Origin of the sequence: Neptunicella marina, from assembly GCF_014270035.1 — a bacterium.
GTDB classification, from domain to species: Bacteria; Pseudomonadota; Gammaproteobacteria; order Enterobacterales; family Alteromonadaceae; genus Neptunicella; species Neptunicella marina.
This window is the reverse complement of sequence record NZ_JACNEP010000018.1, coordinates 47078-65208: the sequence shown is the minus strand read 5'-3', so window position 1 is coordinate 65208 and position 18131 is coordinate 47078. Positions and strand designations below refer to the sequence as shown.

The 18131-nt window shown below is 40.5% G+C and carries 25 protein-coding genes and 1 tRNA gene; 7 read left to right on the top strand and 19 right to left on the bottom strand.

Translation table 11 applies throughout. The features are described 5' to 3' along the window. Positions 1-164: 164 nt before the first annotated feature. From H8B19_RS16460 to H8B19_RS16385, 16 genes are all read right to left on the bottom strand, one after another. Positions 165-590 carry a hypothetical protein gene (locus H8B19_RS16460; RefSeq protein WP_186507993.1) on the bottom strand — a complete coding sequence of 142 codons (426 nt, stop codon included), beginning with the start codon at positions 588-590 and terminating at the stop codon, positions 165-167. Between the two features lie 616 nt (positions 591-1206). Next, positions 1207-1557, bottom strand: a complete 351-nt coding sequence (locus H8B19_RS16455) for a hypothetical protein (RefSeq protein ID WP_186507992.1) — start codon at positions 1555-1557, stop codon at positions 1207-1209. A gap of 122 nt (positions 1558-1679) precedes the next feature. Next, entirely contained in the window at positions 1680-1946 is a 267-nt protein-coding gene (locus H8B19_RS16450) for a hypothetical protein (protein WP_186507991.1), read from the bottom strand. A gap of 91 nt (positions 1947-2037) precedes the next feature. After that, positions 2038-2631, bottom strand: a complete 594-nt coding sequence (locus H8B19_RS16445) for a hypothetical protein (protein WP_186507990.1) — start codon at positions 2629-2631, stop codon at positions 2038-2040. A 109-nt stretch (positions 2632-2740) separates the two neighbouring features. Next, positions 2741-2980: a hypothetical protein gene (locus H8B19_RS16440; RefSeq protein ID WP_186507989.1), complete on the bottom strand. Its 240-nt coding sequence runs from the start codon at positions 2978-2980 to the stop codon at positions 2741-2743. A gap of 120 nt (positions 2981-3100) precedes the next feature. Further along, the gene (locus H8B19_RS16435; protein WP_186507988.1) at positions 3101-3520 is read right to left on the bottom strand and encodes a hypothetical protein; all 420 of its coding nucleotides are present in this window, start codon (positions 3518-3520) and stop codon (positions 3101-3103) included. Between the two features lie 105 nt (positions 3521-3625). Then, a complete protein-coding gene (locus H8B19_RS16430) occupies positions 3626-4051 on the bottom strand; it encodes a hypothetical protein (protein ID WP_186507987.1) in 426 nt (141 codons plus the stop codon). Positions 4052-4148: 97 nt separating this feature from the next. Continuing rightward, a complete protein-coding gene (locus H8B19_RS16425) occupies positions 4149-4547 on the bottom strand; it encodes a FosG family fosfomycin resistance glutathione transferase (protein WP_186507986.1) in 399 nt (132 codons plus the stop codon). A gap of 121 nt (positions 4548-4668) precedes the next feature. Further along, a complete protein-coding gene (locus H8B19_RS16420) occupies positions 4669-5058 on the bottom strand; it encodes a hypothetical protein (protein ID WP_186507985.1) in 390 nt (129 codons plus the stop codon). Between the two features lie 112 nt (positions 5059-5170). After that, positions 5171-5566: a hypothetical protein gene (locus H8B19_RS16415; protein ID WP_186507984.1), complete on the bottom strand. Its 396-nt coding sequence runs from the start codon at positions 5564-5566 to the stop codon at positions 5171-5173. Between the two features lie 610 nt (positions 5567-6176). Beyond that, on the bottom strand, positions 6177-6728 hold the full coding sequence (locus tag H8B19_RS16410) for a hypothetical protein (RefSeq protein ID WP_186507983.1): 552 nt from the start codon (positions 6726-6728) through the stop codon (positions 6177-6179). A gap of 144 nt (positions 6729-6872) precedes the next feature. Beyond that, on the bottom strand, positions 6873-7190 hold the full coding sequence (locus H8B19_RS16405) for a hypothetical protein (RefSeq protein WP_186507982.1): 318 nt from the start codon (positions 7188-7190) through the stop codon (positions 6873-6875). A 107-nt stretch (positions 7191-7297) separates the two neighbouring features. Next, the gene (locus H8B19_RS18900; protein ID WP_206683201.1) at positions 7298-7723 is read right to left on the bottom strand and encodes a hypothetical protein; all 426 of its coding nucleotides are present in this window, start codon (positions 7721-7723) and stop codon (positions 7298-7300) included. 123 nt (positions 7724-7846) lie between these two features. Next, positions 7847-8254 carry a hypothetical protein gene (locus H8B19_RS16395; protein WP_186507981.1) on the bottom strand — a complete coding sequence of 136 codons (408 nt, stop codon included), beginning with the start codon at positions 8252-8254 and terminating at the stop codon, positions 7847-7849. A 98-nt stretch (positions 8255-8352) separates the two neighbouring features. Further along, complete coding sequence (locus H8B19_RS16390) at positions 8353-8775, bottom strand: hypothetical protein (protein WP_186507980.1); 423 nt, start codon at positions 8773-8775, stop codon at positions 8353-8355. A gap of 119 nt (positions 8776-8894) precedes the next feature. Then, positions 8895-9314, bottom strand: a complete 420-nt coding sequence (locus H8B19_RS16385) for a hypothetical protein (RefSeq protein WP_186507979.1) — start codon at positions 9312-9314, stop codon at positions 8895-8897. Positions 9315-9672: 358 nt separating this feature from the next. On the opposite strand from H8B19_RS16385, the gene H8B19_RS16380 reads away from it, so the two are divergent. Beyond that, on the top strand, positions 9673-10632 hold the full coding sequence (locus tag H8B19_RS16380; protein ID WP_186507978.1) for an integron integrase: 960 nt from the start codon (positions 9673-9675) through the stop codon (positions 10630-10632). A 281-nt stretch (positions 10633-10913) separates the two neighbouring features. Here the strand turns inward: H8B19_RS16380 and H8B19_RS16375 are convergent, their stop codons facing one another. Continuing rightward, positions 10914-11183 carry a helix-turn-helix domain-containing protein gene (locus H8B19_RS16375; protein ID WP_186507977.1) on the bottom strand — a complete coding sequence of 90 codons (270 nt, stop codon included), beginning with the start codon at positions 11181-11183 and terminating at the stop codon, positions 10914-10916. A gap of 78 nt (positions 11184-11261) precedes the next feature. Between H8B19_RS16375 and H8B19_RS16370 the strand changes: the two genes are divergently transcribed. The 4 genes from H8B19_RS16370 (at position 11262) to H8B19_RS16355 (ending at position 13648) form a co-directional block, all read left to right on the top strand. Then, positions 11262-11534: a hypothetical protein gene (locus H8B19_RS16370; protein WP_186507976.1), complete on the top strand. Its 273-nt coding sequence runs from the start codon at positions 11262-11264 to the stop codon at positions 11532-11534. 466 nt (positions 11535-12000) lie between these two features. Further along, positions 12001-12222, top strand: a complete 222-nt coding sequence (locus H8B19_RS16365; RefSeq protein ID WP_338401537.1) for a helix-turn-helix domain-containing protein — start codon at positions 12001-12003, stop codon at positions 12220-12222. Positions 12223-12244: 22 nt separating this feature from the next. After that, positions 12245-13069, top strand: coding sequence for a hypothetical protein (locus tag H8B19_RS16360; protein ID WP_186507975.1), 825 nt, complete (start codon positions 12245-12247; stop codon positions 13067-13069). Positions 13070-13462: 393 nt separating this feature from the next. Then, on the top strand, positions 13463-13648 hold the full coding sequence (locus H8B19_RS16355) for a hypothetical protein (RefSeq protein ID WP_186507974.1): 186 nt from the start codon (positions 13463-13465) through the stop codon (positions 13646-13648). Between the two features lie 128 nt (positions 13649-13776). Here the strand turns inward: H8B19_RS16355 and H8B19_RS16350 are convergent, their stop codons facing one another. Further along, the gene (locus tag H8B19_RS16350; RefSeq protein ID WP_186507973.1) at positions 13777-15093 is read right to left on the bottom strand and encodes a tyrosine-type recombinase/integrase; all 1317 of its coding nucleotides are present in this window, start codon (positions 15091-15093) and stop codon (positions 13777-13779) included. A gap of 136 nt (positions 15094-15229) precedes the next feature. Between H8B19_RS16350 and H8B19_RS16345 the strand changes: the two genes are divergently transcribed. Together H8B19_RS16345 and H8B19_RS16340 are read left to right on the top strand one after the other, a co-directional pair. Continuing rightward, positions 15230-15303, top strand: a tRNA-Met gene (locus tag H8B19_RS16345). A 155-nt stretch (positions 15304-15458) separates the two neighbouring features. After that, on the top strand, positions 15459-16577 hold the full coding sequence (locus H8B19_RS16340; RefSeq protein WP_186507972.1) for an AraC family transcriptional regulator: 1119 nt from the start codon (positions 15459-15461) through the stop codon (positions 16575-16577). A gap of 1 nt (position 16578) precedes the next feature. Here H8B19_RS16340 and H8B19_RS16335 read toward each other — a convergent pair whose 3' ends face one another. Next, positions 16579-18129: a tetratricopeptide repeat-containing sulfotransferase family protein gene (locus H8B19_RS16335; protein ID WP_186507971.1), complete on the bottom strand. Its 1551-nt coding sequence runs from the start codon at positions 18127-18129 to the stop codon at positions 16579-16581. Between the last annotated feature and the right edge of the window lie 2 nt (positions 18130-18131).

Sequence of the window (18131 nt, the reverse complement as noted above, 5' to 3'; positions counted from 1 at the left end):
GCTGGTGCGTTATCTGCATCAATGAATACTGCTATTTTTTCTTTATCCTTCACGGATGCCTCCTTGCAACTTAACGCCCCATTCAGGGGCTTTTAATTGTTGGCTAAAATAACGAACGCAGTGAGGAAAGCCAACTGTTAAAAGTCCCGCACTGCAATGGCTTATTATGTAGCCGACTTCCACATACTAACAATTTCTTCATACTTTTCGTCAACCAAATCTTTATCATCGGGGCACGAAAATAAAACTACTTGAAGAGCATTGTACGAGTTTGGAAACTTTGAAAGTTTGACCATAATCTCCAGTGCCTCGTTGTCGGTTAGCTCCCCTTTATTAATATATGAGAGTGAAGCAGGTTCAACGATTTCTTGTACAGGACTAGAAAAAGACTCTTTCCAGAAGTTGTACATTTCTAGGTGCTTAGCTTCTTCGATTTTTTCTGATGCTGGCACTCGACATATTTCGTGCAGCACCATAAAGGGAGCGTCACCACCAATCTCGATAGATTGCTGAATGATTCGTTTCCATTCACTTTCATTGTGATAAGGAAAATTGCAATCAATACTGTAATAAAATTCTTCGTAGGTCATACAAACGCCGATCTATCCTTGGCTATATAACGCCCGCATAAGGGGCTAAATAATAGTTGGCTACAATGTGAAGCGCAGCGGAACCAGCCAACTGTTATGTGTCCCGTTGCCCTTAATGCGCTTGTTATGCACCATTCAACATAACTTCCAAAACTCTCGATATTGACGATGTTCTGACTTGCAAGTTATAAAGTTTATATTCGGGTGATTTATAAGATATTAATTCGCCCAAAAGATCATTGCTGGTCTCAAAGGATAAAGTATCTCTAGGTATTACTGCCGTGTTCCCTAAACACTTTAAAATAATGAAATTCTCATATATTGAATGACGAACTAGAGGCCCTCGGTACCACGCGACATGAATAGAACCGCTACAGTACTCTTCGAAGAGCGGAAATAATCCGCTTTCTGAGGGTACTCGAAGCCTCGGGGCAATTAAGCCAAATACCGCAACAGAGATACCAATTCCCCAAATTACCCAAAATATATAGTCAAACAAATTATTCAAATGAAACTCTGAATGCATAACGCCACAATAAACGAGCGGAGCTAAGCGTGCTATTGTGAGCGAAGCGAACCACGCTTAGCGGAGTCCTGTTGATTGTTTTGTTAGTGTTTAGCCCCGCCATTCTGCGATCACATCGTCCGTTGAGAACCCTAAAATAGTAAATTGGCTTTCGCCCGTTTTCCATGCTTTTGCAAAGAGCTTAGCCCTAGTGGAATAGAGCAAGTATTCTTCATTACCTTGCGCAATGGCTACCACATCTGGTTTATTAATAAATTCGCAATCTTCTTGTGCATGATAGGCCGCTACAACCTGTACCGGAACTGGCGTTATTAGGCAGCTCTCTAGCTGCGCTAAAGACTTATCAATTTCAGCTTCACGATCAAGCGCACCAACGAACGGAGAACTTGTTCCTTTTTCCCGAGACTCTCTTATTAATTGTAATATTTCGTCTTTGCTCATTTGAACACTAACGCCCCGCTAAGGAGCAAATTGAGTGGGCTACACTTGCGCGAAGCGCCTGCCCGCGAAAATTTGTCCCGCCAGCGAAGCTGGCTAACTTGAGCGGCTTGTTATAAGCCAATTTAATCATTACTTCCAGATACCATATTTGAACTTTCATTGCTTGGACCGCCACCAAATTCTTTGTACTTGGATGGTTTGGCATCGTGACTTTTATTGAACAGCCAAAGGCCAATAGCACCGAAAAAAGGTATTAACCACACCAGAACAATTTGTACTGCTCTTTGTAATGAATTCAAATCTTCTCTATTGAAAAGGAAAATAGTTACAAAGGCATTTATAAATACGTAAATGCCCAAGACTAAATAAAGGTAGATTTCGGCATCCATCTGGCACAAAACTCCTTTGGCTTATAACGCCTTCCTAAGTGGCGAGTAATTGTTGGCTAAAATGTGAAGCAACGCGGAACCGAGCCAACTGTTACGAGTCCTGCTTTAGCAACTTGTTAAGGTTCTGCTCGCTCAAATACTTTGAAAGGACAGAGTATTTGTTTAAATGATCAGCCGAATAAGCCGGAAGTACAAATAAGTTCATTTCAGCCGCTAAGCTGAACATTCTGAGGCAATCTTCTTGTTTTTTATATTTGAAGTGGATTGTCCAATTGTCTTCAAACCACAAGTCAACACCTAAGGCTGTAAAAACGATGTTTGGGCAATACACTTCATTAAACAAATCCGAGACATATTCACCTACTTTTGAGCTTTCGATATAACGAGAAAACTGTAAGCGCTGCTTCGTATTACGTCCGACATACTTATACCTAATAGGTTGTTCTATATCACAAAGTTTAGACAAGAACGTTTTTATACGTTTATCCCACTCTAGTTTTTGTTCGTCTGTCGCTTCGTCAATAATATTGAATGAGTCGGATTCATAAAGCCAATGATCAAAAATTGTTATGGCCGCCCATGAGAAATCATCTTCTGTACAATCCTCATTGTACTTAAGAAGAAAAGAAAATTTCTCAGACAACTGATGGTTTTCTTTTTTTGGAAGATTTCGAAACTTTCTCATAAGAACCTTAACGCCTTACTAATTTGCGCAAAAATGCTTGGCTATAATTAGCGACGAAGGAGCACAAGCCAAGCGTTTTGCGTCCTTTTGAGTAACTTGTTAGGTAACCTTATTCACCAAGACCTTTTAACGCAACTTCAAAATGCCCAGATTTAATAAGTGCGTCTACTTGTTCTTTTGCAGAAGGTGTAATGTTTGGGTACTCAATTTCAAGGTAATCCACTATTTCCTCCGATGACCATGGGCCTAGTGAGGTGACGTAATCAAAGAAGTCGTTTTGAATTTCTCGGAACGATTGGTAATCCTGTTTAGTAAGAACCACTTCCTTCTCAGTTATGACAATATGCACCTAAATTTCCTTGGTTACCTAACGCCCGTCTATGGGGCAAATTGAGTGGGCTACACTTGCGCGAAGCGCCAGCCCGCGAAAATTTGTCCCAGCGAGTTTACGAGCAACATAAGGCGCTTGTTATGGCTTGGGTGCAACATTAAAAACCTGTTTTTGGCCACTTGTATAAACTGCAAGTATCTTTCCTATTTCCAATTCTTCGAAAGAAGTGGGAATGCCTTTTTCTTTGACATATTGCTCCAACGTATCAGTCTTTCTGAGCGAGGGATAATATACTTGTACACTTCCGGTTGGCCCATTGGTAAAAATGACAAATGTACCATCAGTTGAAATAAGGTAGTCACTGGTTTGACTAATTAGTACATCTTTGAAATACAAAAAATTAAAATGACCAATACCTTCCCAGTGTTCCTTCGGCATTTTGACGTGTTGACTCACTTCCCTAAATCCGTAGCCAACATCTTTCGATTTTTCAGATAAAACCTCAGCATATGAAGGACTAGAAAAAATTAGCGACAAAAATAGCAGGTGTTTAATCATAAAGAACCATAACGCCGCGCTAAGCGGCAAGTAACACTTGGGTATAATCTGCGAGGTACGAGCACGAGCCAAGTGTTACGCGTCCGACTATTTTTGAGCGCCTTGTTAGGCATTGGTATACACTGGTTCGCCATTTTTCCATAAGTGACCAAAACAAACAGTAGTAACAACACCATATTCAGTTTGAACCTCAAGCTCTAGTTTTGGAAAGCTATAGTTTTCCATTGAACCGTAATCTTCAAATTCGTAAGAGGCTTCAATTATTTGTTTAAGTTTAGATATCGCTTCATCAGTATCTAAGCCTATAATCTTGATTCCTTGAATCGATAGTTCGGGGTTTGAGCATTGTATCCAGTGAAGCTTATCCCTTTCGTCCATCCAGAACGTAGACTTTAACTTGTTGTATTGAAGCAGAGGTAAGCCATCGTTATCGCTATCGATTTTACTAGGCTCACCAAGTAAGCTTTTCAGGGAAGCTTGGTCTAAGCCAAATCGAATATTATCTAATCCAGTTCCGAATTTTACTTCCATGTTTGAACCTATGCCTAACGCCCGCCTAAACGGCGAGCAACTTGTTGCGAGTCCAGCGACCGTAGGCCGCGATGTTTAAGGCGATTGTTATGTTTGCTTAAAGCCACACCAAGCCTGCATAAGGTTTACTTTTTAACGAAACTAACCGAGATTGTAAATTACCGCTATGAGCTTCAAGTTTATTACCATCTGGATCTAAAAAATAAACCGAATGACCTTCACTTGAATTTTGCTTCCATTCTGTGACACCTGCATTCCGCAATTTTTCAGTGAATGGAGCAAAATCTTCTTCTGAAACATCCAACGCGATGTGGGAGTAATCTTGACTTGGCACGACCTTGTCACACGAAAGGCAGAACCAAACATCACCCAAACTAAGGTATGCGCCATTGTCCCAGCGAACATGAGCTTTCATGCTTGCAACCTCAGTGTAAAACGCAAGTGAGCGTTCCAAATCACTGACCGCAATGGTGATATGATTCAAACCTCGAAGCACAGACTTTCCTTAGCAAACATAACGCCGCCACAACGGGCGAGCGGAACATCGTGGAGCGAGTCCAGCGTTAGTTGCGTTTTTTGCAACTAATGCGCCGTTGGTGGCCTTGTTAGGTGATTTTTTATTTAGCATAACTTTTAACAACGATTTTCTCATTGGGCTGCATATACTTGAATTCGTCATTATATTCGTTGTGAATGAGATAGCGATCCTCAAGTTTTTCATTTTCCCACAGCTCGCAAACTAATATTTTGCCTTTTGTAATTTCTGTAATTACGTCTAAGTAATTTACATCCAGGTAATAACCTCTTCCGTCACAAAACTGGATGTCGCCATGAAAATGCCATGGGGTGCCCTCGAAACCAATTAAACAGTCACCTTCTTCAATGTTTTCGAAGCACAAGAAAACATCATTCTCCAACATTACTTTGACAAGCTTTCCATCATGTATGGAAGTATTTATTCCCAACTCATCACAAAGTTCTTTAATAGCCGGAAGATCGCAATGCACTGAGTTCACCTAACGCCCCAATTTGGGGAAATTGCGAGTGTTTTGCCACGAAGTGGCAGCGAGTAATTTTCCCAAGCCAGCTTGCTGGCTGAACAACATTGGCTTGTTATGTTCACTGTATACCGTCAATGACTTTCCTTAATTTGTTATATGCCAATTCCTTTTCACACTTAAATAGCTGTTCAGAATTCTCATTGTGACACTGCTTAGTAGGCGAACTGACGATATAAGTTGTGACCAAATTTTTTGTTTCTGATGCAAAAGCCGATGGGCTATCTGATTCTGTTACTTCCACCATTCTTAATATTAAATGCCGGTTTAGGCTTCTCTTTGCGACATCACTCATTTCAGGATCATTTAATGCTAACAGGGTAGATGAAAGAAAATTAAGATTAATTGCTTCGTTATCTTTTGTCTGTTGCCGGAAGGAGCTTAACTCTGATTTTCCATACTGATTCCCTAAGACCAGTCCTATAACTAAAAAGATAATCGCAATTATGACTTTCAAGAAATATCTCCGTGAACATAACGCATTGCTAATGGGAAAATACTGCGCTTAGGCCGGAACGGCCAGCAGTAATTTTCCCAGTGAGTTTACGAACGAAATTTAGCAACTTGTTATGTGTTTTATCTAAGCCATTCATCTTTGTGCGACTCTATTTTGACTTCTTTAACTTCTGGTAACTCACTTAATTTCAATGAGCAATGATTACAACTTACTCCCCACATTCCACTCTTTGTATAAAGTGAACCCCCGAACAATATATTAATTAGGCTATAAAATTTGTGACCGCATCTAGGACAAGTTGAAAGTGACAACCGATATATCAGAAAAGCCCAAAGATAGATTCCAACCGGAGCAAATATTCCCAACGGTGGGAATACAAAAGAAATTAACAAGCCAATAAAGAATATATAAGCACACGGCCATCTATATGAATGGACGTTATCAGATCTAGTTTTAATTGCTCTCAATCCGTCGAAATATTCTTCCAATGTCTAATTCCTCGTGAACACATAACGCCCTAATAATGGGCAAAAAATTGTTGGCTATAATGTTGAGGAACGAAAACAGCCAACTGTTTTTTGTCCTTATTAATTAGCTTGTTATATGCACATCAACTGCAATTTGAAACTATATAATCTATTTTTTTAACTACTTTTTTCCAATTCGGAGAATCAAAATCTAGACCCTCTAATGTTTCCAAAAAGTAGTCAAACTCTTTCTTCAGTGCATTTATAAACTTTGTAGCATGAATTATCTTATTAGTTTTACATAATAACGGTAAACCATGATCACGTCGGATTCGCCAACCGCCTGTCGTTTCAGCTTGGTGCAGAATGCCACATCTAATATTTTTATAAAATTCACCACCAATACCAGTAAATTCTTTTAAATACTTAGAATTGGAAAAGAACGATTCAAAAACTTCACTTCCTGGTTTGTTAGTTTTCTTCCAGCCGTTTTCCAACGAAACAAATGATTCAATCATAAGGCACGAAATAGCCATCATGCTAAAACCATGCTTACTATCATTACAGCTAAATGGTTCAAAATAGCGTTCTTCATACCTGTGACGTAAGAAGGTCAGTATGGAGGTTTTATCTTTACCATCTTTGAAACTATCCCAATCTTCAGAAGATACAGCTAGTGAAAGTTCTACACTCATTATTACTCCGAGGCTAGATTAAACTACGTGCATATAACGCTTTGCCAAGGGGCAAATGCGAACGTTGTTGGGCGAAGCCCTGTGAGTATTTGTCCCGTCTGCGAAGCAGGCATACTTGGGCAACTTGTTATATTTCATTGCTGCTCACTTCCTAGATCGACGAAACAACACAAATAAATAAACCACCAAAATTAAAGCAGAAATTCCACCTACTGCTTTTTGGAAATCAAGAGAAGCTACTATCATCTCGTTTTTGCTATCTATTAACGATTGTTGCGATTTAAATAATTCAACTAGTTCAGTATTACCTTGTGTGTCGGATAGAACCTTTTCGTAAAGTGCTTGCTCATTTAATAATTTTTCAGCGCTCGGCTGAACGTAGAAGGCGACAGACACTTGAAGGAGAGCTAGAAAAACGACCCAAGTGATAGGGTTATCGTAAAAAAACTTCAGTGTTTTCAAAAATCCTCCTTGAAATATAACGCTGTGCCAAGGGGCACGCGAAACAACGTGTAGCGTGTCCCGCGGAGCCCGCGTGTCTTTGCGGGCGGAGTAACTTGGGCACCTTGTTAGGGTTCATTGTTTTGCCATATTGACCAAATTTCCGTGCCAAGCTCTTTGTATCGAGAACGATTCCCGGCTGTATCCGCGCCAAACCAATAGTTAAACTCTTCATGAAGCACAGTAACTACGTCGTCAGCTGACTTGCAGCTCGGCAATCGCGGAATTACTGTGCCAGCCTCAGGATCATACTCATCGGTGTTATCTTCAAAATTGATACCAATAGGATCATGTTTAAACATTGCGGCTGATACTTTATTAAAAAGTACTGGATTTTCTGAGATTACTTTATCCCTAAGTGATTTATTTTTGGTAACTGTATCCACAACCTCTTTAGGTAATCCTTGTGTCGAGTTTTCGTCTTTATCCATAGCACTTGATTGAATTATGTAGAAAGCAATAAATAAGATAAAAAATTTACAGAAATTGCTCATGAGCCGACTGCAACCCTAACGCCCGCATAACGGGCAAATATACGTAGGCTAAAATACCGAGCAACGCGAAGGGAGCCTACGTGTATTTGTCCCTAGCGAGCGAAGCGAGTGTTAATGCGATTGTTATATGACATGTTGCCACACATTGAGCTGTCTACAACTGAACAAACCACTTTCATTTGACTTAATACTATACGCCAACTCACTGCTAGAACAGGATTTTAGGTTGCACCTGAATGGCAGTTTATTATGTGATGCTGATATTGCACTTGTACGAATTTGACCTGCTTGTTCATCTAGCCAGCAATAGAAAACCTTGGCTAAGCCAGTATTCTTTGCCTGATAAATATGGAGACATTTTGAAATAAAGTCTTCGATTTGTTCCGTATTTAGTGGAGTTGGATCAAGTGTTAGGATTGCAAAAGTAAATAGATTACCGTTTGCCTCTTCGTTGATATCAGAGGCTTCAACTAGATTGAGTTCGCTCTCTAATTCTGAGAGCCATTGTTCAAATACGAAGTGCAATGTCATGTCATATAACGCTTTGCCAATGGGCAAATGCGAACGCTGTAGGGCGAAGCCCAGTGAGTGTCCCAGCCGCGTTGGTTGCGGCGAATTTAGGCAACTTGTTAACTGTCACGGCTTTCATCTGTTTTAGCGCTAACTTGTTTAAAAGCATCGGGAATCATCCCGAAACCAACAATTGCACAAAATGCCGTCATAAACCCCCAAAAGTTTCCTTGCTCAATAAGTACTAGAGTCCAATATGTGAAGATTCCGGCTATTGACCCACCAATGAACAAGTCATCCCAATTGTATACGTAATACCAACGTTTACGTGAAACCGTGTAGGTAGCAAGAATTCCAAGTTTTATGTGAGATTGCACAATTTTGTATCCATAGTCTTCTGGCTTCATTTTATTCAGAATTTCGAGATCATCCTTAAGTGCATCTTTCAGCGCTTGGGTCGGATGTTTTGCACGTAGTTGAGCTATTCCAAGTATTAAGGTAACCAGTATTCCGATAGCTTTTATGAAAATATCCCAGTCCATATGATTCCTAAAGACAGTTAACGCCCCAAGCAGGGGCAATAACACGTAGGCTAAAATACGGAACGAAGTGACGGGAGCCTACGTGTTAGTGTCCCGCTGACTTGGTTTGTTAGGTGTACTTACACGTTTTGTGTATACGGCTTTATACCAACTAATTCTGAAACACCTGAGCCTGATTTTAGAGAAAACTTGATAGAGGACACAAAGGTATCCAATGCCAAGGTTTCGAATTGAACGGTAAATTTTGCTGTACATGCGTTGTCATTTGAGACAAAGACTAGCACTGCAGTATGACCAGCTGAATCGAAGCAATGAAATTTAAGCTCGCAATAACCATAACTTGAGTCAGCATCACCAGTTTTAAAGATTACTTCATCTGAATTAGATTGAGGAAAAACTGATAATTGATTAGCAAATTCTTCCAAAAGCTGAACATTTAAGTATTGCTCAGTTTTTCCTGCGAAGTCTTCATTGCACGCAGTTATCCATATTTTCGAAGGTTCATCTCGTAAAAATTCGATCTCTAATCTTGGCTGCATCTACCAGTACACCTAACGCTTATTAACGAGCATTTCGCATTTTCAACTGCTCGGTTTGATTATTTTATTCGTCATTTTTAGTGCTTACCTTATGATTTTATTACGTATTTTCTACTTCAATTCAGCCAAACCTGCCGCAGAACTAAAAAACAAAAGGAGCCTGACTTTAACGAGACTTTCTCGCTTCCTATTAAAAACCATGGGTAAAATGTTTTCCATAATTAAATTAATAACTTAGCGATTTTCTGAAAAACAAAGTGAGTCCTAAGAAATTTATTTAATAGGAAGCGATATTGGCATTTTTCAAAAACCTGCATTACACCTGTTTTTATGTACAGTGTTATTTGAAGGTAATATTATGTCCCGCTCGCCATTTATAGAATCTATTAGAGTGGTTTTACGAACTAAGCATTACAGTCTGAAAACAGAAAAAGCCTACCTGCATTGGATCCGACGATTTATTTATTTCAATGGCAAGCGCCACCCTAAAGACATGGGTGAATTAGAGGTTGAGCAGTTTTTAACGCATCTAGCTATCGAAGTTAAAGTCTCACCAACCACGCAAAACCTGGCCTTATGTGCCGTTATTTTTATGTATCGTCATGTACTTGAAATGGATTTGACCAACATGTCTTTTCAGTTTGCTAAGACGCCTGTTCGTGTTCCTGAAGTGCTAAGCCATAAAGACGCGATTGCTATTATTGATAAGCTGCAAGGTGTTCATAAAACGATTGGCATACTCATGTATGGCGGAGGTTTCCGCATATCTGAGGTGCTAAAGTTACGTTTAAAGGATTTTGACTTTGAACGAAGCACTATTTTTATCTTCCGTTCAAAAGGTCAGAAAGACCTTGTGACGCTGTTCCCTGAATTGGCGAAAGATGCCATAGCCAAACAAATTAAAAAAGTAGAGAGCATCCACCAAAAGGACATTAATGAAGGGTACGGCCTGACATCGCTGCCATCTTCACTGCTTCGTAAATATGGAAAAGCTGCAACTAATTTGTCATGGCAATATGTTTTTCCTTCAACCACTCGATGCGTACATCCCTATGACGGATATGTTTGCCGCCATCATCTGCATCAAACAGCATTTCGCAAAGCGTTGAGAAAAGCAGTTCAAGAGGCTGGAGTTTTGAAGCGGGTTACATCACATACTTTTCGGCATAGCTTCGCAACTCGCTTACTTGAAACAGGGCATGACATTAGAGTGGTTCAGGAATTACTGGGGCATGATGACGTTAAAACCACCCAAATTTATACTCATGTTTTAGGTAAACATAAGTCAGGTGCAATAAGTCCGATGGATGTGAGATGAAATATCGAAGGTAATGTTTCTATGTTTTAAAAAAATTTGAATAGCGCTATGTGAATCTCCGCTTATTCAGTTCTTGATACGGTAGGTGAACTTAAACCATATGACCGCAATTCGCTCATTCCTGTCGTTTGGTATTACGCATCTGAGCGGCAGCAAATGGCAAATTTGAGACTTTCAGCAAGACTCTTGATTACTCTCTTACTAAGGCGGACTGTTGTTCCGATTGGAAGATTTTGAAATTCACTCACTTAATCGGTCAATAAAATTTGGCATGCCAAATTCTAATCGCTGATAGACCAATCCAATATATTTTCAGCCAACTCGTCTTCCACACAAAACAGGAAGGCGGTTGGCACTTCCAATACTTTGCTCAATGCCAAAGCGGTCTTGAAGTCCGGCGTATGTACGCCACGTTCATACTGATTCATACGTGCAGACGCAGAAAACTTGTCCATGCCCGCCAGTATACCTAGCTGCTTTTGGGACAAACCTTTCTGTAATCTTGCCTGCTTTAACCGCATTGGAAGCGGTGAACCATCATTAGTTTTCAATTCAGTGTAAGAGATTGGCTATTGAAAACTAAGATTTTCTTAGCTTTAATATGACCTAGATACTCAGGATTCCTTAGCTTGGAAATTTGGCATGCCAAATTCTCGGAGGTAAATATGTTTGGCAAGATACTAAAAACTAGTGCACAGTTTGCAGCGGGCATGGCTGTAGCAATGATTTTTGATGAAGATGGCAATGGCAATCCCCTGCCAAGAAGTAACTCAAGTGACGAAGATCAACTCGATATGTTAGATGATGGTACGGGTAATGTTATTGCTGATGGCGAGTATATGAGCCGCCAAGAGGCTGAAGAAGCTCAGTCAAGAGGTGAGCTGTATGATACTTTCCTTTAAAATTTGGCATGCCAAATTATTTGAGTCAGCAGAGATCACCAATGACGTCTGATGCTATGCTATTAACGTGGGTATTGTTATTTCTCGCTATTCGCACCACCAAACGCTACGACACTTTTAAGAATGACCTTTATAAGGTACTTGATTTAGGAGTTTAATATGGGACCTGTCATTGCTAGCTGCGCACTCATGCTGGGGGTAGTTGTTTTTTTTGCTGTCCTTTTTCATATTAATCGAAAAGAACTACCAATCGACAACCACAAGTAATTTTCTAAGGACCCCTCTTCAAAAATTAGGCATGCCTAATTCTGATAAATGGGATTGTTATAAATACTGTTTTTTCATACATGCTGGATATAAAAAAGGGTATTGTAAGTCTCCCCTACTTTTTGGCCACACCAAAAAACAATAGGTAGTAAGTTCACTGGTAAATATTGAGCATTACCAGTGAACCGAGGTAACTACCGTGATAAACCGACTATCAAAAACCAAGCCAGACTTCTATTTGCTAGAGGAAGTCGCCGCCATACTCCGTTCTAGCAAAAGAACTATTTACAATCGCATATACAGAAACCGACTGTATGGTGAATGCAATCCTGTCCCTCCTTATATAAAGATGAACGGTAAACTGCTTTTTCCCTCCAAAGATTTTGACAAGTGGATAGATAATCAGAAAACAAATGATTAGTTCGCGTGATGGATGAAAATGTTTGATGAAATCAGCGAGCGAATTAATTAGAGAGTTATCTTTTTGTGAAGATGTCCCTAAAAAATATATAGCTTACTATCCGATGGTGCTGATCGATCCGGTTCTACTACCATTGGGTCAGAACCAAACCGTATCGATAACTTCAGCAGAAAAAGAAAACGCCAGGAGAACTTTAAAGTTGGAATTCGAAAGCGGTATTCCAAGCGGTACATTTGGCCGAATAAGCATTTGTTACTGGCAAACTCAATTTAAGAAACTTGAAAACACCACAGGAATAGAAAAAGTAATTGAGGAAGAACTTGGCAAATCGCAAAGACAGGTATTTCTTGACGTTATAGGCAAAGAGCAAAGTGGTTCCTGCCAGCTGACCAACTTTTACTCTAGTTTCCGCTCAGCTCTCAAAATGAAGATCTTCAACGATGAACGATTTACGGCAGCAGAAATGAATACAAAAGAAGTAACTAAGTCTTACTCACTGAAGGATATCAAGAATCCTATGCCGATCGACTTCAGAGCTTTTCAGCTGCTTTATCAACTCCAGTCTCCACTGGGAATCGACTTATACCTGTTTTTGAACATGAAGACTTACTCGATGAATCAACAGGGCAGCAAAAGAAGCAAATTTATCCTTTGGTCCACTCTTGAAGCTGTACTATTTACTGAACGTTGTCGCTGCAAGAACCTTTACGAATTCAAACAACGTGTCATTAAGGCATTAGGGAATGTAGTACATTGCCTACCTACATGTTCTATTGAAGTAAGGGACAAAGGAATAGCCTTCAGAAGCGGAAGAACAGCGGTTCAACCACTACAACTGGCTTCATGACATCATTCAAATTGGGTAATTGGGCAAGGCCTGTACGAGCGGGTGTCGCTGTGTACGAAAAAAGTTCGTCGTGTGTACGAAAAAAGTTCGCCGTGTGTACGAAAAAGGTTCAATAGCGACTTTTCCATGTACGAGAAAGGTTTTCAATGTGTATCAAAAAAGTTCTATCTCCTGTGAAGTCCTTGATATGCTTTGGCTGTAGAGGGTCGCTATTAGTTATCTTTTAGTTTTTATTTATTTATCTATTACTGAACGTTACTGTATGTGTATAAGTATCAGCTGTATCGGTTGCAAACCACGAGATGACTGAAGAAGAAAAGCATATTGAACTAGAAGCCATTAAGTTTGCTAAGAAGAGCCTCATTAATTGGGCAATCAAATGGGAGAATGATGATGTTTGACAGGTTTAAAAACGGCCAGACAACCAAATACAACTCCAGCCTGTCTGAGTTTGTCCGCAACGCCGACTCGTCTAAAAAGAAAAAAGTATACAGCCGTGTTATTGACAGAGCTGTTGAATCTCAGAATTCCATTGTGAAGCAAGCTGAACTGCTACAAAAATCCGCTAATATGAATTAGCGGAAAAGAACTTAGCTCAAATCTAAGCTGACACTAGCACCGAAAAAATCGGGTAACTATCAGATCAGTTCTGAGCTAGTACAGCTAATGTGTGAGGGAGTCAGATGGCTCCCTCTATTGTTTTAATCCTACCCCATCATTGCTGACATAAGTTGAAGACGTTGTTCTTTGCTCAAACTTGATAACTGTAGTTTCAATTGCTCTATTGAACTGTCACCCACGCCAGTTTCAATTCCCGCATACTCTAATAACCGCTTACAGACTCTATTTGCTGGCTCTCTTAGCTCTTCAGCCGTAAGAACAGTATAACCGGCTGTGACATCGCTGCGGCTGGTTTTGTGATTAAGTAGTCGTTTCAATGTGTATGTACCTACCCCTATTGTTTCCGCAACAGAACAAAATGTTCGTCGCAGATCGTGAAGTGTGAAGGAAACATCAGCTAGTTCGTTCATTTGCTTGATTATCTTTTTAGGCTCCATCACTCTTCCATGATGGTTTTCAGCACCGAAAACAAAGCCCGACACTCTGTATTCAGTCCTTCTTTTAAAGATTTCCTCAAGCGGTTTGGTGATCGGCAGCTCCAGTCCATGACCATTCTTGGTATCATCCAGGCAGAATAGCTGATCGTCTAAGAATACATTTTTCCATTCAAGTTCCAGCAACTCAGTTTTTCTCAGGCCTGTATAAGTCATAAACTCTACGAAATCACACACTGTTGCAGTAAAGTCTTGTCTGTGAACAATGGCTTCATTACGCATTTCATTAACTACCTTTAGAAATGGCTTTAGCTGCGAGGGTCTAAGCCGTGTCTGCTTACGAGCCACATTGTTCCAACAACGTTTTTCCGACAGAACCGCAACAGGGTTGTAGGGGAATAAAGTTCTGCCGTCAGAAGATTTGTATTCAGCTCTGGCGAAGTTAAAAAGAGCCCTAAGCATCCTCATTGCTAAGTCTGCCTGCGCAGGGCTACGCTTAGTCAGTTCGCAGTGCCGACGATAAATACGGTTTTCTGTAAGGTCAGCCAAACGCTTCTTTGCCCAATCATCAAAATAGCAATCCATTACCTGATCGTATCCGCGTAAAGTAATCGGCTTTAGCTCTCTGGAATGGGTATATTCTTTATATACGGCTTGTAGTGTGACGGAAGCAGCTCTGAAATGCCTTTTGCTATCATTTGGGTTCATTCCTTCCGCGATATCAGCCATAGCCTTCCTAGCTTGCTTACGAGCCTGCTCGACGGTAACTGATGGAAACGAGCCGATAGTCACCGCTAATGGCTTCTGAGTTCCGGGAAGCTTCTTGTATACCCGAAACGTTTTCTTATTTGATGGAAGAACATCAATAATGAGACCTGGCATTTGAGAATCATAATACCTGGTTCGCTTGTCTGAGCCCGATAACTTTAAAAGAGCCTGCTCTGTAAATCTGAATTTTGTTGCGGACATGCTGTGCTACCTCTGTGCTACTTTGAGCGCAAAATCTAATGCGCTGAATTGCTTAAAAAATTAAGCAACAGAGATAGCCAAACCGCAATAACCTACTGATTTATATGAAACAATCAGTAATTAACAGGTAAATAAAGTAACTAATGGTAAACGCTTAGTTTGTGACTCATAATCGTTAGGTCCCTGGTTCGAGTCCAGGTGGGGCCACCATTTATTTATTAATCACTTCATTTGTATCAGTTGAATTCAACGCCAACAGCTATACATTTCAAAGGCAAAATAAGGTATGGTTCCTGTACCAAAAATCTTGTCCATCAAGCGACAGATGAGACGCCATAACAACAAAAAGAGCGCTAGTTCCATACATGACCGAGCTATATTTTAATTTAAACGATGTGATCCTTATTTTATCGATTGGGGTCAGCTTATTACTCTCGGTCTTTCAGTCTGTCTTTAATACTAAAAACACTTATAGCCGGGTGTTACTCGCCGCCTTTTTCTTATCCATTGCGATTGCTGACACCGGCATCATGCTGATCTGGAATGAACACCTACCAATCAGTCATCTGTTAAATATTATTGTTCCCTACTTCTATACTTTTGCCACTTTGATAAAAGGGCCTTTACTGGTTTATTACGTAAAAAGTATCACTCAGGATAAATTCTCTCCTTCGGTGGGTGGTTTAGTGCACTTTTTGCCTAGTCTGGTCATCGTGGGGTTACTGTATGCATTTAATATTGATATCAACCTGTTCAGGTTAGATCAGGTGGGGATTGAACATACAACCTATTTTACAACCGATATGATCTGGTGGGCGATTAAAATTATTCCTCTAACCTATTTTTGTTACGCCTTAACCTGTGTTTATTTTTATCAGCGAGATGTGGTTAGTGATAATTCAGAAGTGAATGAGGCGGCAATCATTTGGCTCTATGCCATAACCATCGCGTTTGTTGCGGCCAACGGCTGGGCGGTGATGCTTGGTGTTCTGGCAAATGTGTTCGGTCTGCCATATGGAGTCACAGAAAATTACCTTAACTTTATTTTGCTCATCAGCTTATTCTTTTACAGTGTGTCGCAATCACAGCAACTCACGCTGGCCAGATCATCTAAACCCAAACAAGCGTCGACTACAGGCAGTCTGCAACACATCATTGACGGTATTAATATTGGGATCGAGCAGAAAAAACTTTATTTAAATCAGAGTATTAATATTGAACAGTTTTCCGACGCCATTGACCTGTCGGCCCGCGATGTATCATTTGCGATAAATCGCGAGTTTGGTACTAACTTTTTTGAATTTATTAATTCACACCGGGTTGAAGAGGTAAAACGCTACTTAAGCAACAGCAAGTACAACCACATGTCTATTTTAGATATTTCTCTGGAATCAGGGTTTAACAGTAAATCATCCTTTCAACGTTTCTTTAAACGCTTAACTGGCATGTCACCATCTGAATTTCGCTCTTCGCGGGCTGAATAAATTATATAAGCCCTTGTTCGGCTAACCAGTTTTTTACCTCCGTCAGTTCACAGTCATAACGCTGCCAGTTATTTAGATTAGCAGTGGAAATACCTTGTCGTACCTGAATTGAGCTGGCGGTGGCTACCGGTGCCTGATTCTTTTCAATTTGCACATATTGGCTTTGCCAGGTTAACCCTAAAAAGCTAAACATATTTTGTGAAATAACCTCAGGTTGTTGCACCAACTCTTCATAATTAACCACAATAAAACGTTGGGGATATCTGGCCGCCAGTTGATTGACCAGCTGAATAAAACGCTGATAAAAACGTGCTGTATCCATTAGTGACAACGAATAACAGGCAGCTCTGTCTTCAAATGCAAATAACTGCCGATAATTCGCCACTATCGTATCCAGTGGATTTCGGACTAAACAAACAATTTTGGCCGAGGGTAACGCCTGTAAAATATGCGCCGCATATAAAATATTGAGTGGTAACTTATCCAATATGATCTGCTGTGGTTCTGCCCTGAAATACGAGGTACGCTTTTTGTAAAGTTGCCCTGCGTGTTTTGCCTGCTCCTCAGTCATTAACGACAAACTGGATAGCGGACTAAACTCCGGATTTATTTGCTGATGAACCTCTTTAACCGCCAGAGAAAACTGATACAACTCACCTGCCGATACCACATTATCAGGTGCAGAAATAATGCGCTCCAGTAAGGTTGTGCCCGTACGTGGCATACCCACAATAAAAATTTCCTGCGTATCGTCAATGACAGTGGTTATCGGTTTCATCAGATTTTGCTGGACTAGTTCGAACTTAGCGTCATCCTGTTCAAACTGATAATTTAACTGTGCTTTTAACGGCAACTTGGCTTGGGTCAGTGTCTGAAATGCCGCCTGATATTGTTGCTGTTGCTCCAGCTCTTTAGATATGGCATGGGCAAGATGCAAACGTGAATCGACATCACTAATTTGCTGCTGCAACCTAAGTAAACTTTCAATACGTGCAGCGTCTCCCGTTGGGGTGAGATGAGATAACCCGGCCTGTGCTTTTACATGCCCGCTATTTAGCTTTAGGGCGTGAAAATAGGCTTGTTCGGAATGACTAAATTGCCCACAAAACTTAAAACTGCTCGCCAGATTAAAAAACGTTGACGCCTGCGTATCATCAATCCCGGCTAGTCGCTGATAGGCGATACAAGCCTGTCGATACAAGTTCATGCGGTTAAAACTCGAAGCCACTGCATCGAGCAACACAGGATCGGTGAGCTGTTTAATATCCAGCGCATTAAGTATTGGGTACGCTTGGTCAGTTTCACCACACAGTACATGTGCGCGTGCCAGAAATACCCGGTAAAGATCATGTCCGGGGTTTAACTGGCAAAGCGTAAGTAGTAATTGCTGTTCTTTGCGATAATTTGCATATTTGTGTGCCATCACACTCAATAAAAACAGAGCCTGCTGATTATCAGGCTCCGTTTGTATAACCTGAGCCAACACGCCATAGGCATATTCATCCTTACCCTCTGCCAATGCAGTACGTGCTGTATCAATCAGTTTTTGCAAAA

Excerpts from the sequence above, each read along its gene's own strand:
- H8B19_RS16460 (WP_186507993.1), bottom strand. The coding sequence starts at position 590 with ATGACCTACGAAGAATTTTATTACAGTATTGATTGCAATTTTCCTTAT.
- H8B19_RS16455 (WP_186507992.1), bottom strand. The coding sequence starts at position 1,557 with ATGAGCAAAGACGAAATATTACAATTAATAAGAGAGTCTCGGGAAAAA.
- H8B19_RS16450 (WP_186507991.1), bottom strand. The coding sequence starts at position 1,946 with ATGGATGCCGAAATCTACCTTTATTTAGTCTTGGGCATTTACGTATTT.
- H8B19_RS16445 (WP_186507990.1), bottom strand. The coding sequence starts at position 2,631 with ATGAGAAAGTTTCGAAATCTTCCAAAAAAAGAAAACCATCAGTTGTCT.
- H8B19_RS16435 (WP_186507988.1), bottom strand. The coding sequence starts at position 3,520 with ATGATTAAACACCTGCTATTTTTGTCGCTAATTTTTTCTAGTCCTTCA.
- H8B19_RS16430 (WP_186507987.1), bottom strand. The coding sequence starts at position 4,051 with ATGGAAGTAAAATTCGGAACTGGATTAGATAATATTCGATTTGGCTTA.
- H8B19_RS16410 (WP_186507983.1), bottom strand. The coding sequence starts at position 6,728 with ATGAGTGTAGAACTTTCACTAGCTGTATCTTCTGAAGATTGGGATAGT.
- H8B19_RS18900 (WP_206683201.1), bottom strand. The coding sequence starts at position 7,723 with ATGAGCAATTTCTGTAAATTTTTTATCTTATTTATTGCTTTCTACATA.
- H8B19_RS16395 (WP_186507981.1), bottom strand. The coding sequence starts at position 8,254 with ATGACATTGCACTTCGTATTTGAACAATGGCTCTCAGAATTAGAGAGC.
- H8B19_RS16390 (WP_186507980.1), bottom strand. The coding sequence starts at position 8,775 with ATGGACTGGGATATTTTCATAAAAGCTATCGGAATACTGGTTACCTTA.
- H8B19_RS16385 (WP_186507979.1), bottom strand. The coding sequence starts at position 9,314 with ATGCAGCCAAGATTAGAGATCGAATTTTTACGAGATGAACCTTCGAAA.
- H8B19_RS16380 (WP_186507978.1), top strand. The coding sequence starts at position 9,673 with ATGTCCCGCTCGCCATTTATAGAATCTATTAGAGTGGTTTTACGAACT.
- H8B19_RS16355 (WP_186507974.1), top strand. The coding sequence starts at position 13,463 with ATGTTTGACAGGTTTAAAAACGGCCAGACAACCAAATACAACTCCAGC.
- H8B19_RS16350 (WP_186507973.1), bottom strand. The coding sequence starts at position 15,093 with ATGTCCGCAACAAAATTCAGATTTACAGAGCAGGCTCTTTTAAAGTTA.
- H8B19_RS16340 (WP_186507972.1), top strand. The coding sequence starts at position 15,459 with ATGACCGAGCTATATTTTAATTTAAACGATGTGATCCTTATTTTATCG.